An 18,992-nucleotide genomic window follows, 5' to 3' on the forward strand; every position below is an offset into this window, starting at 1 on the left:
TGGTTAATCCAACAGGCTCCAGCTGTTCCGTGTTTTTGTCTGCTCAATGGCGCGTTGCTCTGCCACCACAATATTTTCCCTGCGCTGGCCAACGAATTCCAGGCTGCTCAATTTATTCCACAAGGCGGATAATACGAGCATGCAGTCATGCACCTGTTGCATGGAGTGCTGGATATGATAATGATCATACGCGATGTCGATCGTCTTAACGAGCAGGTCCTCAAAATTACCGGGCGTTACATCTCTCCACTCATAGAAATATTTCAGCATCTCCTCTTTTGCGCGGGTACCCGGGTAGTGCAGGGTCATATAAAAAATATGCGCGAGGTTGGAGAAGACGTTCACCATTACCACAGGCGCCTGCTGATGCACCATATTGCGGTAGGAGAAAAATACCTGCGCGATGTAATCCAGCATTTTTTCGCAGAGGTATTTAATATTCTTTGCCAGTTCCGTGCTGCGTTCATTCGAACTAACCTTCTCGATTATACGAAAACTGCTCATCTGAATATCATTCAGCAGGCTGCTAAACTGTTCGTAATAGCGGATCAGGGCCGGATGGCTCACAATGGCGGTACATGGCGGAATAAACTGTTCGTTTACGCTGATATGGCCGTTCTTACGTACCAGTTGCCCTATGACCAGGTGGTTCAGGCTCATTTCAGCTGCGGATACCTGCTCTGCCGGCAGCACAACGAGGTCGATCCCGTTCAGCACATGCGGATGGCGGGGCGGCGTCTCTTCCGGATCAGGGGTGCCTGCCGGCACGCGTTCGTAAGGATTAACGCTTAGCACTACACTGTAGTAGTTCACCTGCCCGTCTTCCTGCGGCGCTTCTTCCGCGAAGGAGAAGGTGCGCACGAGTTGCTCCTCGTAAGCATCCGGCTGGATGTGGATACGCATGCCGCCTGCGGTGACGGCATTGCAATGCCGCAGCCGCAGCTCTACCTGCCGCGTTACGCGTTCCGTCATTTCAAAATCGCAACTGACGCGTTGCCCGCGGAACGGCGGCAGCAGCCCAAAATCGTAACTATGAAGGAACAGCGAAGCCGTATCGCGGATGGCATCCGTAAAGTGGTCTTCCGTTTGCAAAAAATGGCGGCGGGCAATCTTCATCCCGTCAATCCAATTCACAGCTGCATGTTTGCGTGGAAATAGCATAAGCGTGTTTTAACAGATCATAAGATAACTACCCGGTCCTCCCCTCCTGCTTCATGTTGCAAACGGGTTACCCTACGCGCAAATATGGTGTGCTTTTCATTCACCTGGTTTTGGGTGATGGTGACAGCAGGGTCAATAAACTGTTTGCGGGAGAAGAAATTGGGCTTCAGGTAAAAGATCCAGCCATAGGCTTCATCGCCGGCTGCATACTGAATACCGTTACGGGGAAATTTGATATTGTAATCGTCGATGAATTTCCGGAACCAGGCGCCAAAGCTCATTTCAGGCGGCGCTTTCACTTTTACTTTCAGCGGCGTGGGATCATTGACTGCTTTGAACAGTTCCACTTCCAGGACTTTCAGCTTATCGATGTCCACATCAAACATATCCATAGGCGGCGTATCACGGGGGTAATACCATACCGTGTATATCTCCGAGGGGATGCTGATCATGGCCATATACGTCCACCAGAATAAGAGCGGCGCAAAGAACATGATCACAGAAGTAGCGGCGTACCAGCCATACCCGAGATCGTTTAACCAGTTAAACACCAGTTGATACAGGTAGATGCCCAACAACATGGTGATGGCTCCCAACAGGACCGTCATTCCTTTTTTATGTTCCAGCGCCTCCGGGTAATGCCTGGAAAGCAGGAACACGCCGAGGATACCAAGGAGTACGTAAGTCAGTTGGGATAAGAGGTAACCCCAGGGCATGAAATACATGTTGAGTAATCCGAAGAGTCCGGGAATGGCGAGTACCAGGCTGGTTAACAATATAGTAACAATGAGCTTGCGACTGCTCATCAGTCGGTTTTTCTTATTCAGGATTAGCATGACAGCCCCCATGATGGCGGCAACAAGCGGAAAAAGAATGTAGCTTACAAAAACAGATTTTACATCCATAGTACTTGATATGGTCCGGAGCGGTTAATTCTAAAAAATAATTGCACAGGCAAGGGTCAATTTTTTAGGGTTTTGCCTGATTTTATATAAATTTAAGGAGTACAAATTTAAGTGAATAATTAATTTATGGAGGAAACCCCATCTTTAAATTTAAACAATTTTCATACCGATTACAAGGCTGCTGTTTTAGCGGCGGAATTGGTGGAAGCAGGAATAGACCTTAACCGTATCTTCATTTGGCCTGCAGGAGCGGGCCGCCGTAATTTTTCCAAAGATGTACTGAGCGTGGAATGGTATTCGCCGGCAGGTGGATTCAAAGATTATTTATGCATTAAAACCAACCGGGAAGGGCTGTACGACATGTTGCCGGAAGGGCTTTTCCATACTGCCGTTCCCTATTCCTCCACCCGTTCCACGGAGGAGTTGATAGACCAGATCAAACTTCACAAGGAGCAGGAAAAGGCGGCGCGCAAATTTTTCATGCCGCTGGAAGCGGAGATCAACCTGTTCCGCGTGCTGATTGAATTGTATGAAAATAAAATCGACAAGAAGAATTTCTATAATGAGCTGATAGATATTTTCAAACCGGGATGGGAAATATTTGAACTGCTGGATCATCAGCAGGCAAATATATTCCTGCACCTGATCCCCCTGCTGCATGATACCAAAGGGGACCTGGAAAAATTACAACAGGTATTACACCTCATGCTGCAAATGCCCGTGGCGGTGCATACTGCGCCCGGCCGTACTTTAACGGCTACGGAGGATTGCCTGCTGGGCGATACAAGGTTAGGAGTGGATATGATAGCGGGCAATACTTTCCTGGAAGGAGATGAAGAGGTGATAATCCGCGTAGGGCCTGTTACGGTATCGCAGGCCATGGAACTGATGCCCGGCGAGCGTTTGGAAAAAGTGGTGCGCTGGCTCGTGAGTTATTTTGTACCGGCGGATGTGGAAGCGCGATTGGAAACAGCGCTGGCGGAGCGCAAGGCAGCGCTGGCAGAGAGCGTGCTGGGGGTTACTGCGTACCTGTAGGATGTTGAATGATACTTATTGCATAAAACGACAAAAGCCGCTGGATCAGCGGCTTTTCTATTTTTCGTGTCCCGGATTGGATTCGAACCAATGACCTACTGCTTAGAAGGCAGTTGCTCTATCCAGCTGAGCTACCGAGACATCCCGGCCATCCTGACTGATAAATTCATATATTTATCTATCATTTTGGGAGTGCAAATGTATAAATTTTTCTCTTAAAAAAACAAATTAATTTTATTTTTTTCGATAATGTTGTGATTATATGGACGTAAAAATTGAATCAAGCTGGAAGGAAGTACTGAAAGACGAATTCCAGAAATCGTATTTCGAACAGATTGTCATGTTCCTGAAACATGAAAAGGCGCTCGGTAAAACAATCTATCCCAAAGGGGATGAAATCTTCAACGCATTCGACAAAACTCCTTTCGATAAAGTAAAGGTAGTTATTCTTGGCCAGGATCCGTATCATAACGAAGGGCAGGCGCATGGCCTTTGCTTCAGTGTGCAGGACGGCGTAAAACCTCCTCCATCCCTCGTCAATATCTATAAGGAAATGAAGGCTGACCTCGGCCTGGAACCTCCTGCCGGCGGCAACCTTACCAAATGGGCAGAACACGGTGTACTCATGCTCAACGCCATCCTCACCGTACGCGCGCATGAACCGGCCTCCCATTCCAAGATCGGCTGGGAAACCTTTACAGACGCCGTTATACGCAAGATATCAGATCAGAAAAGGGATGTGGTATTTTTGCTCTGGGGAAGGTTCGCTCAGGATAAACAAATCCTCGTAGACGCTACCAAACACCATATACTCAAAGCGGCGCACCCCTCTCCTTTCAGCGCGGATAAAGGCTTCTTCGGTTGCAAGCACTTCTCCAAAACAAATGAACTGCTGGCAAAAGCGGGTATTGAACCAGTTGACTGGCGATTATAATTGCAAGTAAATAATATTTAATATATTCGGGTATGCGCTGAATAGCGAATGAACGGCTATATGAAACTGATAAAAGATATATTCGGAAGAATCTTTGCGCTGTATGCTCTCCTGCTCTTTGCGGGTACCATGCTGATTGTGTTTATCCCTATCTGGATATTCTCCTTTTTTCCTGATCCTAAAAAAACACGCGGCTTCATTACCATCGGCAGGATATGGATGAAAGTCTATATGCCGCTGATCGGCTGCCCGGTGCGGATCAAAGGCAGGGAATATTTTGAAGATGGTAAAACCTATGTGGTCGTATGCAATCACAATGCGCTCATCGACGTGCCCGTTACCACACCAGGCGTGCCGGGCGTTAATAAAACGCTCGCCAAAGCATCCATGGGTAAAATTCCCCTCTTCGGGGTGCTTTACCGTATAGGCGGCATCCTGGTGGACCGTAAGGATGAACAAAGCCGTAAAAACAGCGTGCTGCAAATGCGTGAAGCGCTCGAAAAAGGCATGCACATGCTCCTCTACCCGGAAGGCACGAGGAACCGCACCAACGAGCCGCTGAAGCCCTTTTACGACGGCGCTTTCGCACTCGCCATCGAAGCGCAGGTACCCATCATTCCTTCCCTGCTGTTTCATACCAAAATCGTTAACCCGGCGGACAAAGGCTTTTACGCCTGGCCGCATCATATCGATTATCACTTCCTCCCGCCCGTGCCTACCACCGGCCTTACCAAAGAAGATGTGCCTGCGCTGAAGGAGAAAGTATTTAAAATCATGTGGGACTATTACGTTGCATATAACCGGTAGACCGGAGCCTTAGCGGGAACCGGTAGCGCCGGCAGCGCCACCGGAAGTCATAAAAAAAAGACGAAGCCATAACGCTTCGTCTTTCTTATATCTTTTCCCGTATATCCCTAACCGTTATACACCGACACGCTTTCTACGTATAGGCTACACCGTTAGTTATTACTATAATACGTTCGCGATCGGTTAAGCCGCAGGTCTCGCAGGATACCCGCTTTCGGGTTGATCGTAATACTGAACTGACGGTAGGTACCAAATGGCACCAGGTTGATCGACATCTGCCAGCAGTGCAGGTCGCGCGAGATATAGAGGTTCGTATAGGCGATCTCCATGGAAGTAAAATCGAAACCGCTGTTCATACCGATCTTCCACTTCGGCGTCAGGCTGAAGTCGCCGTTGAAGCTGACATACTGCCGCAATTCCTTCACCACGCCGCCGGAATCCGGAATAACGCGGTTGGTATAGGTCAGGCTATAGGAAAGGTCCAGCCGCCACGGAATATCGAAATCCACGTACTCACCCGGGTTGTTGCGCATCATCTGCAGCTGCCGCTGCTGCGCCGCCTGCAAGGCATTCTGATCCATCACGCTCTGCAAACTATCCAGCGTTTTTTGCCGCTGGTCATCGCCGCCCTTCTTGTCCTTTGACTGGAAGGAAGTGGACATGGTGATGGATGCATTCGTGAGGCGGCCCAGACTCAGCTTGCCATCCTGCCATACGTAGCGGTCCTTGCGGACGCCGCTCTGCTCATTGGTCACATACGGGTCCAATGTACCGCTGGCCGAGATATTCAGCTTTTCAAACAGGTTGGTACGGGCGTACAGGCTGAAAGGCGATAACTTAAAGGAGTCCGCCACGAAGTTATAGTTGGTATTCAGGCCGAAACCATCCAGCAGCTTGATCTTCTTCTCATGATTGCCGCTGGTATCCTTACGGCTGTAGACTTTCATTTCCAGGTTATTGTCCAGGGAGAAGCTCATCCCTCCGAAAGTCCCTTCGCCCGGCACGCCGATGACAGAACCCTGGAAGTAGGACGCCCGCTGGAAATCCCCGTTGGAGTTATACTTCATGTCGTAATAAGCGCCCTGCGTGAGGTCCGGCCGGTAGGTCAACCCAATGGAGGGGCGCATAACGTGCCGGATCTTGCGGATCTTACCCTGTCCAAAATCATACATACCATATAAAGCGGTAGCCAGCGATACGCTGGTACTCAGCTCGTGCTGCGCAAAAAAGCCATTGGTATAGATGGTATCCAGCGCGCCCATCTGCCCGGTGCCCAGGTTTCTTTTCCGCGGGTTCCACTGGCGCTCCGTCTTTTTGGTGTACCAGTATTCGGTAAAGTTCACGCTTGGAGAAAAGGTGAATGACTTCATCACCGGGATGGAAAACGAGATAGGGATATTTTGTTGCATACCGGTTTGTAATGCGTCAAACATCTCCTTTTTTCCGAAGGCGGTATCCTTGAAGTAAGCCTGGTTACGGAACTGGTTGGTATAGCTGATACCGATTTTCTGATACCATTTCGCGGTACCTATCAGTTCTTTCGGCTGGAAAGGATAGATGGTTTGCACCGAGAAGTTCGCATCCGGGAAGGTCAGGGACACATCTCGGGTTTGCAGGTTCTGGTTATCCGATAAGTTTACGGTGAGGTTGTAAGGCTTGTTCTGCCAGGTTTTGGAGAAACTGATACTGGAACCGATGTTATTGTTTACGCGGGTCGCGTAGTCGTACACGTTATACTGGTTATAGGAGCTGGTCCCGAAGTTTACGCTTGCCCCGAAGTTAATACCCGGGCGGGCCTTGCTGTCCATCGTGTGGTTCCACATCACGCGGAAATCGCGGCTCTTGACAAACTCCTGCGGCACGGACGGGTCGCCCAGGCGGGTATTGGCAAAGCTCAGCGTCATCCCGCCGCTGTATTTATACCGTTTGCGGTAGGTAGGGCTGGCGGTGAGGGCCCAGCTGCCGTACGAGTAGATATCCCCGCGGAGGGTCATATCCAGGTGTTCGCCCATACCGAAGTAGTAACCGCCTTGTTCCAATCCCATCCCTTTCTGCGCGTTGGTGACGAACTGCGGCGGCAGGATACCCGAGCGCTGGCCCTGGGTGATGGGGAATATGGCGAATGGTATGAACAAAGGTGTGGGAATGCCTTGTATTTCGAGGTTGGCAGGCCCTGAAACGATCAGTTTATCCGGGATTACCTTGATTTTCTTAGCCCGGAAGCTGAAGTGCGGGGTATCCAGGTTACAGGTCGTATAGCCGTTCTTGAAACCGAAGATGGTGTTATCGGCCATGCGCTTGGTTTTTTCACTATGCACATAGCCTTCCCCGTATTGGGACCTGGTGTTGATAATTAACGCTTTGGAGGAAGTGAAGTTATATTCAAGCGTGTCCGACTTGGCGCTTTGCCCGCCGTCGTTCATCACGGGGCGGCCGATGTAATTACCGGCAGAATCCTTTCCGTGTACGGCCGTCATCACCCCGGTTTGCTGGTCAAAGCTCACCTGGTGGGCCGTCAGGTCGATGGTTTTATATTTTACGTTGGCGTTCCCGTAGAGGTAGAACTGCTTTTTCTGCACCATCAGCACCATGGAATCCTCCGCTTTGGCCGTAACCACGGCGTCCAGGGAGTCTTTGGAGGCTTTGGGGAGAGACAGGGAGTCCACCGTAACGATAGTGGTATCGCGCAGGGTCGAATCCCCCGGCAATATTAAAGCCGCGGAATCGCCCGTTTTAGGCGCAATCAACGTATCTTTAGGCCTGGAGGGAACAACCGGCTTAATCGTATCCGCTTTTTTCGCAGGCGCAACGGTGTCTGCAAAAAATTTGTTAAATCCGAAAAATCCGTGTGGCAAATTCCCAGCCGATGCATCTATAATAAAGGGAACGGCGATAACTATACCTGCAAAAGCCAGGTATGTCTGTCGCAAAAACTTTTTATAATTATTTTTGTAGCTAGAGCTCATGTGTTAAGGCGGGCACAAACCTACAAGTTTTTGGACAATTTATTACAAATGATAACTTGTAAAGTTTGGCGGGAAAGCAAGAAATAGGCAATAGAAGTGCGCATGTGGCCAGCAAATTATTAATTTGACAAATAAACTTATTTTTTATTTTTTGTGATTACAGCACCCATTAAAAAGAGAATCATGCGCTGGAACCGATTTTGGACTTTAGGACTGGGAACTTTATTCACCTGTACCTTTTTCATTCAGGCAAAAAACACACCAGTTTCCCCGAAACAGGACGTTTCAGGAAACCAGGGGAAGCCTATCAGAACGATTGTAATCGACGCGGGGCACGGTGGGCACGATGTGGGCGCCCGCGGCAGCTACTCCACCGAAAGCCAGATAACCCTCCAGGTAGCATTGAAGCTGGGAAAGATCCTGGAAGAGAACATGCCGGATGTAAAGGTAGTGTACACACGAAAAACCGACCGTTTCGATGACCCGAGGGTCAAAGCCAACATCGCCAACGACGCCAAAGGTGAACTGTTCGTATCCATCCACTGTAACTCCGCCGCTAAAATAAGAAGACAAACAGGTTCCCAAACCGTGTACCGTAAGAAAGGGAAAAAGAAAGTAGCCGTGAAAGTGCCTACCTATGCTTATTACCCTAACCCGGCAAAAGGTACGGAAACCTACATCTGGGCCACCAGTAAGAACAACGCGAAAATGGAATCCCTGAAACAGAATTCCGTAATCGTGCTGGATGCCAATTCCGAAGAGTCCCGCGCCCTGATGGACGATACGGACCCGGAAACCTTCATCCTGCTCAACACCCTGCGTAACGCTTACTTTGACCAGAGCCTCCGGCTGTCTACCCTCATTGAAGACGAGTTTACCAAGGTAGGCCGCATCAGCCGCGGCGCCCGGCAGCGTAACGAAAAAGGCATCTGGGTACTTTCCGCTACCGCAATGCCCAGCGTGCTCGTAGAACTGGGCTTCATCTCCAACCCGGAAGAGGAAGACTACCTCAACTCCGCCAGCGGCCAATCCGAACTGGCCAACGGGATCTATAAAGCGATTAAGCGTTACCGTGATGAACTGGGCCGCTTTACCATGAACCGCCCGGCCGAAGCAGAAGGCGCCTCCAATACCGTTAGCAGCCGCTAATACGCCATAACTTATACCCGGATTCCGGGAGCCGCCGCCACCTGGCCGCTCCCGGTACCCCGGAAACTCCGCCCCTCCCCAAATATTCTTCCCTATAATTATCAACATTTTATTTCTGACACGCCCCGGACATCCTTTTTGATTATTTTTGCGTCAAACGTGTACGAACCACATGCTCAAATTATCTAACGAAACAAAAGTGGGCATACTTACTGTTGTAGGTATTACCCTCCTTGTACTGGGCTTTAATTTATTGAAGGGAAAGAGCCTGTTTAAACGGACAAAAACTATCTACGCTGTATATACGCAGGTAAATGGCCTGCAACCTTCCAACGCCGTACAGGTAAACGGCCTCGTGGTAGGGAACGTCGCCAACCTGGACGTGATGGATCAAAACGCAGGACGCATCCTCGTGACCCTTACCATCACCAAAAAAATTGAAATCCCCCGTAACTCCGTGGCCCGCATCAGTTCCGACCTGCTGGGAAGCAAAACCGTGCAGCTGGACCTGGGCAACTCCACCGAGTACCTCAACAGCGGAGATACCGTGTACGCCGCCGTAGACGGCTCCATGACGGACGCCCTCAAGGAACAACTCAACCCCCTCGTGAAAAAACTCCAGGGGACCCTCATGAATATCGACTCCGTGCTGCTCAACGTAAACAGCCTGCTGGACTCCACCTCCAAAGGCCATCTCCATCAGGCCATCGGTAACCTGGAAGTGGTAACCCGCAACTTTACCCATACCAGCGCCGCCCTCAATACCCTGCTGGACCCGCAGAAAGGCGCCGTAGCCGGTACCATGAACAACCTGCAGGCCGTTACCGCCAACCTGAAAAACAGTAACGAAAAAATTTCCGCCATCCTCAGCAACGCCGAAAAAGCAACCGGCTCCCTGGCCAATGGCAATATCGATAAAACGCTGGCGGAACTGCAGGCCACTGCCGCCAACCTGAACGCCACCATCGCCAAACTCAATACCACCGATGGCACGGCCGGGCTGCTGCTTAACGACAAACAGGTGTACAACAACCTGCAATACTCGCTCGGCAACCTGAACAAACTGCTGGAAGACCTGCGCATCAACCCTAAACGTTATGTGCACTTCTCCCTCTTTGGCAAAAAAGATAAAGTAAAACCAATACCATCCGACTCAGTAAAAGCTCAATAATCTGTCAATGCGTGCATTCATTAAATCCGGGCTATTACTGTCTGCCATCTTCCTGGCCGCACTGATGCCGGCAAGGGCGCAGGTGCCAAACCAGCCGCCCCCTGCTCAGGGTACCAGGATAGAAATCATACATGCCGACTCCCTGCTGGATATCACCAAGGATTCCATCGCCGTGAGAAAGCTGATCGGGAAAGTACACCTGAAACAGGGTACCACCCAGTTCTGGAGCGATAGCGCCATCCAGAACCTGAAATCCAACGTTATCGACGCCTACGGCAATATCCGTATCAACCAGGCCGACAGCGTGTACATCTATGGCCGCGCGCTCAATTACGACGCGGCTACCCGCATCGCCACCCTTACCGGCGATGCCCGTATGACCGATAATAAAGTCACCATCACCGGCCCTGAACTGGTGTACGATATGAACGCCAAAGTAGGCTCCTACCTTAAAACCGGTAAGCTCGTCAACGGCAATAGCGTACTCACCAGCGATGAAGGCTTCTACTACGTGGATATGAAAGAAATGCACTTCCAGCGCAATGTAGTCCTCGTAAACCCGGACTACACCCTCGCTACGGACGCATTACTCTATAACACGGAAACGAAAATCGCCAACATCATTGCGCCTACCACCATCAACGAAGGGAAACGCATCATGTACGTGACCAGCGGCTACTACGACACGGAAAAAGGCTACGGTAATTTCACCAACCGCCCCCTGATCGAAGACAGCACCGGCACCCTTACCGCCGACCAGCTGGAAATAGACCGCCTCAACGGAAAAGCCTATGCCACCGGCAACATGGTGTACCGCGATACCATCAATAAAGTATCCCTGCTGGCCAACTACGGCGTAGCGGACCAGAACCATAAAACCCTGCTCGCTACCCAAAAGCCGCTGCTGATCATGGAAAACAAGAAGGATACCTTCTATATGGCGGCAGATACGCTGTTTACCGGTATCATCAAACCGGGCGACAGCCTTACCATTCCTTCCGTGCAGGGCCTGCGCAAAGCGCCGCCCCCGCTGCGGCTCACACCGGTGAAAACCAGGACGGCCGTCACCCCTATCGATAACATGCCGGAGTTCCTGAAAAAAGATGAACTCCTGGCCAAACAACAAAAAGATAGTGTATCCGGCGCCGTTATGATGATGATGGCAGATACCGCCATGGCCAAATCCAGGGACCGTATGCAGCTGAATAATGTGGGACATGTGAAAATTGCGCCCATGAAAGCCATTTCGCCAACGGACTCACTGCCGGGCGTGATGCATTATGCGGACAGCATGGCCCTCAAAAAGAAAGATAAAAGCGCCGACACGGCGGATATCCGTTATATCCTCGCTTATCACAACGTGCGCATGTTCTCCGACTCCCTGCAGGGGGTAGCGGATAGCGTGTACTACAGCACGAGCGACTCGGTATTCCGCTTCTACCGCGACCCGGTATTATGGACCAACCGGAAAACGCAGATGTACGGCGATACCATCTACATGTACACGAAAAATCAAACAGCCGATAAAGTGGTGATGAAGCAAAACGCTTTCATTATTAACGAATCAGGGCCCGACCTGTACAACCAGATCAAAGGCAACCTGATCACCGGCTATATCAAAGAGCAGTCGCTCGACTGGATGCATGTGGAAGGCAATGCGGAAACCATTACCTACGCCACGGATAACCAGGGCGCCTATATGAACGTAAACCGGACCCTCTCGGCCACCATCAAACTGTTCTTTGCAGGAGGCGAGCTACAGAAGGCGGTGTTCTATACGCAGCCGGAAACCACGGTCTATCCGTTTACACAGCGGCCGGTGGAAGAGCTGAAGCTGGAACATTTTAAATGGGACGTCAAGCGGCAACCGAAAAGCAAATACGAACTAATGCAATAACTATAAGCCCTCTGCTCCGGCAGGGGGCTATTTTTTTTGACTATATTTGCCCGGTTACCAAACCTTATATTCGTCGTGCTGAAAAATTCGTTCCATATCATCCGGAAATCGTTGCTCTCCCCTATTTACACGTTCATGAAAGATAGTCGTGCCGTAGGCATCGTACTCATCATCTGTACGCTCGTTTCCATGATACTGGCCAATTCCGGCGTGCAACAATCCTATATCAATTTCTGGAATGAGCTGTTTGACCCTGCTGCCGGCCATCATTATCACTTCCGTTCCCTGTTGCTGCCCAACTCCATACTGTTATGGATAAACGACGGGCTGATGGTCCTCTTCTTTTTCCTCGTAGGCATGGAAATTAAACGGGAGCTGACGGTGGGCGAGCTGTCCAGCATCAAACAGTCCATACTGCCTGTACTGGCGGCTATTGGCGGGATGGTAGCGCCGGCGCTTATCTTCACGCTGTTCAATCACGGAACGGATTATGCACATGGCTGGGGCATCCCGATGGCGACGGACATTGCATTTTCACTGGGTGTGCTATCCCTCCTGGGCAAACGCGTACCCGTAAGCCTGAAGATCTTCCTGATGGCCCTGGCCATTATCGATGACCTGGGCGCTATACTCACCATCGCCATTTTTTATACGCCGCACCTGGAAATAAAATACCTCCTGATCGGCGGGGGCGCGCTGCTGATCCCGGTTGCGCTGAACCTGCTGAAAGCAGAACGGCTGATCCTTTACTTCCTCCCGGGCATCGTGCTCTGGTATTGCATTTACAACTCCGGCATCCATGCCACCATTGCCGGCGTGCTGCTGGCCTTCTGCATTCCGCAGTCACGCATTGAAGAACTGGTACACAGTTTACACGACCCCGTTAATTTCGTGATCATGCCCCTGTTTGCCCTGGCCAATACCGCCATCGCCCTGCCGGGGGACATCTTTGGCTCCCTGCAGCATGATATCAGTTACGGCGTCCTGGCGGGTTTATTCCTTGGCAAACCGCTGGGGATTTTCCTGATGTCGTTTATCGCCGTGAAGCTGCGCATGGCCGTACTGCCGGAACGCTCCGGCTGGCTGCAGATGTGGGGAATCGGGATGATTGCCGGGATAGGATTTACCATGTCCATATTCATTTCCACACTTGCCTATACGGACCGTTCCATTCAGACCATTGCCATCATCTCCGTCATCGCCGCCTCGCTGGCCGCGGGATTGGCGGGATTTATCTACCTGCGCCTGTTAAAAAAAGCCTAACGTTTACGCCTATTGGCATTGTTATTGTTAAATGTTGGTGAATTTTTTTTGGGACGCCATATACTTTAGAGAAAAATCTAACGTTAAAGGACTCAAATATTTATTTTTCTTTAATTCAAAACACATCTATGAAAAAAGTCGTGTTACTTTTCAGCCTCTTCGCTGTACTGGCGATCCAGGCAAACGCGCAAAAGAAAAGCAGCTACCGCGGCGGCAGTTATGGTGTAGAAAACTATAACACTGCATTGGGTATTCGTTTGAATCCATGGATGGTAGGCTTTACCATTAAACACTTTATTCAGGGACCTCATGCTATCGAAGGTTTAGTGACCACTAACGTTTCGAACAGAACTAACGTAACTTTCACCGGATTATACGAATACCACTGGAACGTAGGTATGCAGGGTCTGAACATGTATGCCGGCGGTGGCGTACACCTGAGCATCCTGGACCGCCAGGACTATCACTGGGATAAATATGTAGAGAAAGGTAAAGGCACCTACGCTACCCCGGGTCTGGATGGTATCATCGGTATTGAATATACTTTCAAGAAGTTCCCGCTCAATATCAGCGCGGACCTGAAACCTTTCGTACAGTTTGTAGGCCCTACCAACTACATGGGCGAAGAAATCGGCGGCGTATCTGCCAGATTTGCTTTCTAGGAAAGGAAAATAAAAAACGTATTTTAGCGGATTATGGGGTTTCCCATAATCCGTTTTTCATTTTGGACAACCGCTAACTCCGGCAACGATGCGCCTTCTATTCGTGCTTTTTATCCCCTTGCTGCTGCACACCGCCTGCAACAAACCGGAACCGGAAGGGCCGGCCATTAAACAGCCGGTACAGCCGGCGGAAGGTTATGGCGGGGCCGACTACCCCTATGCCGGCGTGGCTAAGCTGAATTATGACGACGGTAATGCCGGTTTCTGGCTGTATTATCCGCAAAATCCAACGCCCAAAGAAGCGCCCGTGGTGGTATTCAACCATGGCTATGGCGCCTGGAACCCCGCCTGCTACGGCGGCTGGATCCGGCACCTGGTGCGCCGGGGCAACATCGTTATTTTCCCGAGATACCAGGCTACGCTGGTCACCACTCCCGCGATATACACTTCCAATGCTGCCGCGGCCATCAGCCGGGCGTTGAAAGTCATTGCCGCCAACCCTTCCTGGCCGCAGCCCATCAAAGGCAAATACGCCTACATCGGCCATTCCTACGGGGCGGTAGTTAGCGCCAACCTCGCGCTCACGCCGGTCACTTACGGCGTTCCCGGCACAAAGGCGCTGGTGCTGGCTTGCCCTGGTACGGGCAACGCTCCCCAGGGCGCCGCTTCCTCGTACAAAAACATGTCGTCCAGGATCAAAATGCTGCTGATCACGGAAGAATATGATAACCGTGCCGGCACTACGTTTTCGGACATGCTGTACAAAGCCACCACCTATATAACCGCCGCCAATAAGAACTACATCATTCACCAGGCGGACGATCACGGCACGCCGGCTATTTCCGCCAACCATGGCGAAGCCGCGTCCACGGATATGTTCTTCGATTCCGGCCAGCGCAATGCCGTGATCAGCGCATCGTTTACCGGTACGCGAACCGACGCTACCGACTACTATTGCTACTGGAAGCTCGCCGATGCCCTGCTGGACTGCGCCCTGTACCAGAAAGGCTGCGATACCGCGCTGGGCCGCAGCGCCGCACAGCTGTACATGGGGCAGTGGAGCGATGGCACTGCCGTCAGGCCCCTGCTGGTAAAGTAAATATTCCCTAATTTTAAGTATGAAAATCTTCAGCGCAGCACAAATCCGTGAAGCCGACGCATATACTATTCAACACGAGCCTGTAAGCAGTCTTGACCTGATGGAACGTGCGGCAGCGGCCTGTACTGCCTGGATGGAAGATCATTTCCCCCCTGCCCATCCCATCTGTATCATCTGCGGCAAAGGCAACAACGGCGGCGACGGCCTGGCCATTGCCCGGCAGCTGCTGGAAAAAGGGTACGACGCCAATGCCTGGCTGCTCGGCGGCAACGCCAGCGCGGACAACCTGGCCAACCAGGAACGGCTGCAGCAGCGCTTTCCCGGTCATATCCACCCGCTTAACGACATACAGGCATTTCCCACGCTACCGCCAGACGCCATTATCGTAGATGCGTTATTCGGAACGGGATTGCATAAACCCATAGAAGGCTGGCTGGCCGGCGTCATCCACCGGATCAATGATTTACGTACACGCCACACCGTAGTGGCGATAGATATGCCGTCCGGCCTCCAGGCCGATAACAGCTCCCTGCACACGCCCGTGGTACAGGCCCATCATACCCTGAGTTTCGAAACCTTTAAGCTGGCGTTTATGCTGCCGGAAAATGCCGCGTTTGCCGGGGAAGTGCATGTGCTGCCCATTGGCCTGCATCCGGGCTACCTCACGCATACGCCTGCACGATTTCACCTCACGGATGCCGCCATGATCCGCACCATCTACCAACCACGGGACCCTTTTGGCCACAAAGGCACCTACGGACATGCCCTCATCATTGCCGGCAGCTATGGTAAAATAGGGGCCGCCCTGCTGGCCAGCCGCGCCTGCCTCCGCGCCGGCGCCGGCCTGCTCACCACGCATGTACCGGCCTGCGGGTACGAAATCATACAAACAGGCGAGCCCGCCGCCATGTGCATTACCGACCAGGAACTGCAGTACAGCACCAACTTCCACCTGGATGTACAGCAGGCCAAATACAACGCCATCGGCATCGGCCCCGGGCTGGGCACGCATCAGCAAACTGCGCTGGCCCTGGAAAAGCTGCTGGAAGCCTATCCCCTGCCCATGGTCCTGGATGCGGACGCGCTGAACATCATCTCCGTATATCCCTACCTGTTATACAAGATACCGAAGGGCTCCCTGCTCACGCCCCATCCTAAAGAGTTTGAACGCCTCTTTGGCGCAAGCGTCAACCAGTTTGACCGGCTGGACCTGCTTAGCCGTAAATCCGTGGAAACGGGGCTGTATATACTGTTAAAAGGAAGGTACAGTACCATTGCCTGCCCGGACGGCTCCATCTACTTCAACCCCACCGGCAATCCCGGCATGGCTACCGGGGGCAGCGGCGATGTGCTGACCGGCATACTGACCGCCATGCTGGCGCAGGGTTATACCCCGAAAGCCGCCATGATACTGGGCGTATGGCTGCATGGCTACGCCGGGGATATTGCCGCCGCCAGGTTATCGCAGGAAGCCATGACCGCCAACGACCTCATCTCCCACCTGGGGGACGCCTTCCTGCAGGGAACCTGACGGTAAAAAATCTGCCCTCCCAAACCCAATCCCATAGCGAATTTTATAAAAAATGGACTCACACAGGTGAGTATTAATTTTTTATGTTTTATATTTATTTGAAACACTATTTGGAAACTTTTGATCTTTTAACTATTAAACAAATTTTGTCAACCTTGCATTTATTAAATCCGCTTATATGAATATAGTTTACCTCGTTCCATGTTTTGGATTACTAGCCTTGTTATTTACCGCGTTACGAAGCGCCTGGGTTTCCCGCCAGGATGCCGGCAACGAGAAAATGATGGAGATTGCCGCCCATATCGCAAAAGGAGCCATGGCATTTCTGAAAGCTGAGTATAAGATCCTTACCTATTTTGTCATTATTGCCGCGCTTTTGCTGGCTTATATGGGCGCCACTCACGACAATTCGCACTGGTCAATAGCACTGGCTTTTATCATGGGCGCTATATTCTCTGCAGTCGCAGGTTTCATCGGGATGAAGATCGCCACAAAAGCAAACGTACGTACCGCCCACGCTGCGCGTACCAGTTTGTCCAAAGCCCTGCAGGTATCCTTTACCGGCGGTTCCGTGATGGGGATGGGCGTGGCCGGCCTCGCAGTGCTGGGCCTGGGCGCGCTGTTTATTGTGCTGAGCTCCTTCTTTGGCGCTACAGCCAATACGCCTGAAATGATCAAAACCATTGAAGTACTGACCGGCTTCTCCCTCGGCGCGGAGAGCATCGCGCTCTTTGCCCGTGTAGGCGGCGGTATCTATACAAAAGCCGCGGACGTTGGGGCCGACCTCGTAGGTAAAGTAGAGGCAGGCATCCCGGAAGACGATCCGCGCAACCCCGCCACCATTGCCGATAACGTGGGCGATAATGTGGGCGACGTTGCCGGTATGGGCGCGGACCTCTTCGGTTCCTATGTAGCCACCGTACTGGCCACCATGGTATTGGGTTCTGAAACCTCCAGCCAGGACGCGTTTGGCGGCATTGCCCCCATCCTGCTGCCCATGCTGATCGCCGGCATCGGGATCGTGTTTTCCATCATCGGTACCTTCTTCGTGAAAATCAGCGACAGCGCCGGTTTAAACACCAGCGTCGTACAACGCGCGCTGAACATGGGGAACTGGGGTTCCATCGTACTGACCCTCATTGCCTCCTACTTCCTGGTAAACTGGATCCTGCCTGATACGGAGATGATGCTCCGCGGCCATGCCTTCACGAAAGGACAGGTCTTTGGCGCAATCGTAGTAGGCCTGGCAGTGGGCACCCTCATGAGTATTATTACAGAATATTATACGGCCATGGGTAAACGCCCCGTGCGTTCCATCATCCGCCAGTCCGCCACCGGCCACGCTACCAATATTATTGGCGGTTTGTCCGTAGGTATGGAGTCCACCACGCTGCCCATCCTCGTGCTGGCAGCCGGCATCTGGGGCTCCTACGCATTTGCAGGCCTGTACGGTGTGGCCATTGCCGCAGCCGGTATGATGGCGACTACCGCCATGCAGCTGGCTATCGACGCCTTCGGCCCTATTGCGGACAACGCCGGCGGTATCGCTGAAATGAGCGAGCTGCCTAAGGAAGTGCGCGAAAAAACCGACATCCTCGATGCTGTAGGTAATACCACCGCCGCTACCGGTAAAGGTTTCGCGATCGCTTCCGCGGCCCTCACGGCGCTGGCCCTGTTCGCCGCTTTTGTAGGCGTGGCAGGCATTTCCGGTATCGACATCTATAAGGCCGATGTACTGGCTGGCTTGTTCATCGGTGGTATGATTCCGTTCATCTTCTCCTCCCTGGCGATTGCAGCAGTAGGCCGCGCTGCCATGGCGATGGTGGAAGAGGTACGCCGCCAGTTCCGCGAAATTCCGGGCATCATGGATGGTACCGGCAAACCGGAATATGATAAGTGCGTGGATATTTCCACCAAAGCCTCTATCCGGGAAATGCTGGCTCCTGGCGCTATTGCGCTGATTGCCCCGCTGCTCATCGGGTTTATTGCAGGCCCTGAAGTGCTGGGCGGTTTCCTCGCCGGCGCTACCGTGAGCGGCGTGCTGATGGGTATCTTCCAGAACAACGCCGGTGGCGCGTGGGACAATGCGAAGAAATCTTTCGAGAAAGGCGTAGAGATCAACGGCGAAACTTACTATAAGAAATCAGAGCCCCACAAAGCCTCTGTCACCGGCGATACCGTGGGCGATCCGTTTAAGGATACCTCCGGCCCGTCCATGAATATCCTGATCAAGCTGATGTCTATCGTTTCTCTGGTGATTGCGCCTACCCTGGGCGAAAAATTCCATACCCGCGAGGCCGCGCCTACCGCGAAGGTGGTGATGCAGCCGGAGCAATCGACTAAGGCCCCTCTCCTTACGCACGTGACGCTTAAGAAATAGTTTATTTTTTTTTATAGGTAGAAAGATCGGGT

At 51.9% G+C, this 18,992-nt stretch carries 14 protein-coding genes and 1 tRNA gene; 11 read left to right on the top strand and 4 right to left on the bottom strand.

The window, feature by feature from the left end; translation table 11 throughout:
• Window positions 1–3 precede the first annotated feature (3 nt).
• Complete coding sequence (locus tag BOC67_RS14565) at window positions 4–1,134, bottom strand: hypothetical protein (RefSeq protein ID WP_291911129.1); 1,131 nt, start codon at window positions 1,132–1,134, stop codon at window positions 4–6.
• A 44-nt stretch (window positions 1,135–1,178) separates the two neighbouring features.
• The gene (locus BOC67_RS14570) at window positions 1,179–2,066 is read right to left on the bottom strand and encodes a TssN family type VI secretion system protein (protein ID WP_291911130.1); all 888 of its coding nucleotides are present in this window, start codon (window positions 2,064–2,066) and stop codon (window positions 1,179–1,181) included.
• 201 nt (window positions 2,067–2,267) lie between these two features.
• On the opposite strand from BOC67_RS14570, the gene BOC67_RS14575 reads away from it, so the two are divergent.
• A complete protein-coding gene (locus BOC67_RS14575; protein WP_291911132.1) occupies window positions 2,268–3,101 on the top strand; it encodes a type VI secretion system baseplate subunit TssG in 834 nt (277 codons plus the stop codon).
• Window positions 3,102–3,168: 67 nt separating this feature from the next.
• Here BOC67_RS14575 and BOC67_RS14580 read toward each other — a convergent pair.
• A tRNA-Arg gene (locus BOC67_RS14580) sits at window positions 3,169–3,242 on the bottom strand.
• Between the two features lie 121 nt (window positions 3,243–3,363).
• On the opposite strand from BOC67_RS14580, the gene ung reads away from it, so the two are divergent.
• Window positions 3,364–4,035, top strand: coding sequence for a uracil-DNA glycosylase (gene ung / locus BOC67_RS14585; protein ID WP_291911133.1), 672 nt, complete (start codon window positions 3,364–3,366; stop codon window positions 4,033–4,035).
• Between the two features lie 60 nt (window positions 4,036–4,095).
• Complete coding sequence (locus BOC67_RS14590) at window positions 4,096–4,842, top strand: 1-acyl-sn-glycerol-3-phosphate acyltransferase (protein WP_291911135.1); 747 nt, start codon at window positions 4,096–4,098, stop codon at window positions 4,840–4,842.
• 152 nt (window positions 4,843–4,994) lie between these two features.
• On the opposite strand, the gene BOC67_RS14595 is transcribed toward BOC67_RS14590, so the two are convergent.
• Window positions 4,995–7,772, bottom strand: a complete 2,778-nt coding sequence (locus BOC67_RS14595) for a putative LPS assembly protein LptD (protein ID WP_291911137.1) — start codon at window positions 7,770–7,772, stop codon at window positions 4,995–4,997.
• 219 nt (window positions 7,773–7,991) lie between these two features.
• Between BOC67_RS14595 and BOC67_RS14600 the strand changes: the two genes are divergently transcribed.
• From BOC67_RS14600 to BOC67_RS14635, 8 genes are all read left to right on the top strand, one after another.
• Window positions 7,992–8,957 (top strand): N-acetylmuramoyl-L-alanine amidase, encoded by a 966-nt coding sequence (locus BOC67_RS14600; protein WP_291911138.1) that lies wholly within the window; start codon window positions 7,992–7,994, stop codon window positions 8,955–8,957.
• A 172-nt stretch (window positions 8,958–9,129) separates the two neighbouring features.
• Window positions 9,130–10,128 (top strand): MlaD family protein, encoded by a 999-nt coding sequence (locus BOC67_RS14605; RefSeq protein ID WP_291911140.1) that lies wholly within the window; start codon window positions 9,130–9,132, stop codon window positions 10,126–10,128.
• Between the two features lie 7 nt (window positions 10,129–10,135).
• The gene (locus BOC67_RS14610; protein ID WP_291911142.1) at window positions 10,136–12,025 is read left to right on the top strand and encodes an OstA-like protein; all 1,890 of its coding nucleotides are present in this window, start codon (window positions 10,136–10,138) and stop codon (window positions 12,023–12,025) included.
• Window positions 12,026–12,160: 135 nt separating this feature from the next.
• Window positions 12,161–13,288, top strand: a complete 1,128-nt coding sequence (gene nhaA, locus BOC67_RS14615) for a Na+/H+ antiporter NhaA (protein ID WP_291911144.1) — start codon at window positions 12,161–12,163, stop codon at window positions 13,286–13,288.
• Between the two features lie 128 nt (window positions 13,289–13,416).
• Entirely contained in the window at window positions 13,417–13,950 is a 534-nt protein-coding gene (locus tag BOC67_RS14620) for a hypothetical protein (RefSeq protein WP_291911146.1), read from the top strand.
• Window positions 13,951–14,038: 88 nt separating this feature from the next.
• Window positions 14,039–15,049 (top strand): hypothetical protein, encoded by a 1,011-nt coding sequence (locus BOC67_RS14625; RefSeq protein ID WP_291911148.1) that lies wholly within the window; start codon window positions 14,039–14,041, stop codon window positions 15,047–15,049.
• A gap of 19 nt (window positions 15,050–15,068) precedes the next feature.
• Window positions 15,069–16,580, top strand: coding sequence for an NAD(P)H-hydrate dehydratase (locus BOC67_RS14630; RefSeq protein ID WP_291911149.1), 1,512 nt, complete (start codon window positions 15,069–15,071; stop codon window positions 16,578–16,580).
• 178 nt (window positions 16,581–16,758) lie between these two features.
• Window positions 16,759–18,960 (top strand): sodium-translocating pyrophosphatase, encoded by a 2,202-nt coding sequence (locus BOC67_RS14635; protein ID WP_291911150.1) that lies wholly within the window; start codon window positions 16,759–16,761, stop codon window positions 18,958–18,960.
• The last annotated feature ends 32 nt before the right edge of the window (window positions 18,961–18,992 follow it).

The sequence above is a fragment of the Chitinophaga sp. CB10 genome (assembly GCA_001870995.2).
Classification (GTDB): domain Bacteria; phylum Bacteroidota; class Bacteroidia; order Chitinophagales; family Chitinophagaceae; genus Chitinophaga.

What these genes read in the sequence shown, in the direction of transcription:
- BOC67_RS14570 (WP_291911130.1), bottom strand. Translation starts at nt 2,066, where the DNA reads ATGGATGTAAAATCTGTTTTTGTAAGCTACATTCTTTTTCCGCTTGTT.
- ung (WP_291911133.1), top strand. Translation starts at nt 3,364, where the DNA reads ATGGACGTAAAAATTGAATCAAGCTGGAAGGAAGTACTGAAAGACGAA.
- BOC67_RS14590 (WP_291911135.1), top strand. Translation starts at nt 4,096, where the DNA reads ATGAAACTGATAAAAGATATATTCGGAAGAATCTTTGCGCTGTATGCT.
- BOC67_RS14600 (WP_291911138.1), top strand. Translation starts at nt 7,992, where the DNA reads ATGCGCTGGAACCGATTTTGGACTTTAGGACTGGGAACTTTATTCACC.
- BOC67_RS14605 (WP_291911140.1), top strand. Translation starts at nt 9,130, where the DNA reads ATGCTCAAATTATCTAACGAAACAAAAGTGGGCATACTTACTGTTGTA.
- BOC67_RS14610 (WP_291911142.1), top strand. Translation starts at nt 10,136, where the DNA reads ATGCGTGCATTCATTAAATCCGGGCTATTACTGTCTGCCATCTTCCTG.
- nhaA (WP_291911144.1), top strand. Translation starts at nt 12,161, where the DNA reads ATGAAAGATAGTCGTGCCGTAGGCATCGTACTCATCATCTGTACGCTC.
- BOC67_RS14620 (WP_291911146.1), top strand. Translation starts at nt 13,417, where the DNA reads ATGAAAAAAGTCGTGTTACTTTTCAGCCTCTTCGCTGTACTGGCGATC.
- BOC67_RS14625 (WP_291911148.1), top strand. Translation starts at nt 14,039, where the DNA reads ATGCGCCTTCTATTCGTGCTTTTTATCCCCTTGCTGCTGCACACCGCC.
- BOC67_RS14630 (WP_291911149.1), top strand. Translation starts at nt 15,069, where the DNA reads ATGAAAATCTTCAGCGCAGCACAAATCCGTGAAGCCGACGCATATACT.
- BOC67_RS14635 (WP_291911150.1), top strand. Translation starts at nt 16,759, where the DNA reads ATGAATATAGTTTACCTCGTTCCATGTTTTGGATTACTAGCCTTGTTA.